This is a genomic window from Actinomycetota bacterium (assembly GCA_036280995.1).
Lineage (GTDB): Bacteria > Actinomycetota > CALGFH01 > CALGFH01 > CALGFH01 > CALGFH01.
Genome location: DASUPQ010000643.1, coordinates 1 through 2,318 on the forward strand (window position 1 = coordinate 1; position 2,318 = coordinate 2,318).

General features: G+C 73.2%; 2 protein-coding genes. Both read left to right on the forward strand.

All coding sequences use genetic code 11. From position 1 onward, the window contains the following. Nucleotides 1–2 precede the first annotated feature (2 nt). Complete coding sequence (locus tag VF468_21980; protein ID HEX5880960.1) at nucleotides 3–1,028, forward strand: iron-siderophore ABC transporter substrate-binding protein; 1,026 nt, start codon at nucleotides 3–5, stop codon at nucleotides 1,026–1,028. 140 nt (nucleotides 1,029–1,168) lie between these two features. Continuing rightward, nucleotides 1,169–2,318: iron chelate uptake ABC transporter family permease subunit (locus VF468_21985; GenBank protein ID HEX5880961.1), on the forward strand; the 1,150-nt coding region annotated here is incomplete at its 3' end.

Here is a 2,318-nt window from a genome sequence, read left to right on the forward strand (position 1 = left end):
TGGTGCTGCTGGCCGCCTGCGGCACCACCCAGCCGGCGTCCACCGCCGGCACGACGGCCGCGGCGGCAACCTCGTCCGGATCGGCATCGGCTGCGGCCGAGGAATCCGGGACCGGTCGGACCGGCTGCGCGCAGGACACGACGACCACCTCGAACGACCCGGTCACCCTGACCGACGCCTTCGGCCGCACCGTCGACCTGGCCGCGCCCGCGCAGCGGGTGGCCGTCCTGGAGTGGCAGCAGGTGGAGGACGTGCTCACGCTGTGCGTCGACCCGGTTGCGGTCGCCGACGTCGAGGGCTTCACCCTGTGGGACACCGCGGAGACGCTGCCGGACGGGGTCGCCGACGTCGGCACCCGAGGCGAGCCGAACCTGGACGCGCTGTTCGCGACCGATCCCGACCTGGTGATCATCGAGGCATCCACCGCGCAGGACGAGATCATCGGCCAGCTGGCCGCCTACGGGGTGCCGGTGCTGGCCACCAAGGGCGCCGACGCCGCCGACCCGATCGGTCAGATGAAGAACACCTTCAACCTGATCGCCCAGGCCACCGGCCGGCAGGAGCGGGCCCAGCTCGTCGTCGACGAGTTCACCGAGTCGCTGGGGACCGCGAAGCAGACGGCGGCGGACACCGGCGCGGCCGGCCAACAGTTCGTCTACTTCGACGGCTGGGTGCAGGGCGGCAACGTGTCCATCCGGCCGTTCGGCCAGGGCTCGCTGATGGGCGAGCTTGGTGAGGAGCTCGGCATGACCAACGCCTGGACCGGCGAGGTGGACCCGGCCTACGGGTTGGGCCAGACCGACATCGAGGGCATGACCGCGGTCGGCGACGCCACGTTCTACTACACGGGCACCGAGGACCCCGAGGGTGACGTGATGGGCGAGCTGGCCAAGAACGAGATCTGGAAGGCGCTGCCCGCCGTCGTCGACGGCAACACGCACGCCTTCCCGCCCGGAATCTGGACCTTCGGCGGACCCCGCTCCGCGCAGCAGGCGCTGGACGCATACGTCGCCCACCTGACGGGCTGACCCACCCCTTGTCGCAGACTGTGCCGGGATCAGGGACCGAGCCGGGTCCGGTGGCCATCCGGGAGCGGACGGTCGAGCCCGTCGAATCGCCCGGCGGCGTCGAACGTGTCGGCGCCGCCGGGGTTCTCGGCGCGGTCGGGGTGCTGCTCGGGTTGACCGGCGCGCTGGTGGCGGCCGCCGGCTGGCACCTGACCCAGGGCACCTCCGGCGTCGGGTTCGGCGACCTGTGGGCCCTGGCCACCGGGGACACCGGGTCCACCGCCGAATCCACCCGGCAGATCCTGATCGGCTCCCGCATCCCCAGAATGGCCGCCGGTATCGCGGTCGGCTTCGCCCTTGGCATCGCCGGGGCGTTGCTGCAGTCCCTGACCCGCAACTCGCTGGCCTCGCCGGACACCCTGGCGGTGACAGCCGGGTCCTACCTGGCGGTTGTCGCCGTCGCCGCCTTCGGGTTGTCCATTCCACTGTGGGCCTCCGGCGTGGTGGCGTTCGTCGGCGGCCTGGCCGCCGCCGGGTTGGTGCTCGGGCTGTCCGGCGCGGGCACGTCGAGCACCCGGATCCTGCTGGCCGGCTCGGCCGTGGCGCTGGCCCTGGATTCGGCGGCGGCGACCCTGCTCATCCTGTTCAGCCAGAACACCACGAGCCTGTTCGCCTGGGGCAGCGGGTCGCTCAGTCAGCTCGGCCTGACCGCCTTTCTCCACGCGGCGCCGGTGGTGCTCGCGGCGACCGTCGCGGGCCTGTTGGTCGCCCGCCGGCTGGATCTGATGGTCCTCGGCGACGACACCGCATCCGTGCTCGGCGTTCCCGTGCGATCCACCCGGTTCGCCGGCATCGTGCTGGCCGTCCTGCTCACCGCCGCCGCCGTCACCCTGGCCGGGCCCATCGGCTTCGTCGGGCTGTGCGCGCCGGTCATCGTCCGGCTGCTCGGGCGGATCGTGCCGGCCCTGAACCGGCACGTGGTACTGCTGCCCGCGTGCGGTCTGGTCGGCGCGCTGATCGTCATTCTCGCGGATTCCGTCGTGCGGGCGCTGTTCGGCGCGGAGGCGGGCATCACCATCCCCACCGGGGTGGTCACCACGATCGCCGGCGCGGTGGTGCTGGTGCTGCTGGCCCGCCGGCTACGGGACGCGGGTCCCACCCGGCAGCCGCCCGCGTCAGGCGTCGGTCTGCACAGCCGCCGCCGGTTCGCGCTGGTCCTCGCCGCGTGCGCGGGGCTGGCCGCCGGCACCCTGCTGCTGGGCCTGCTCGCCGGCCACACCTGGTTGCGCACCGGCGACATCGGGCTCTGGC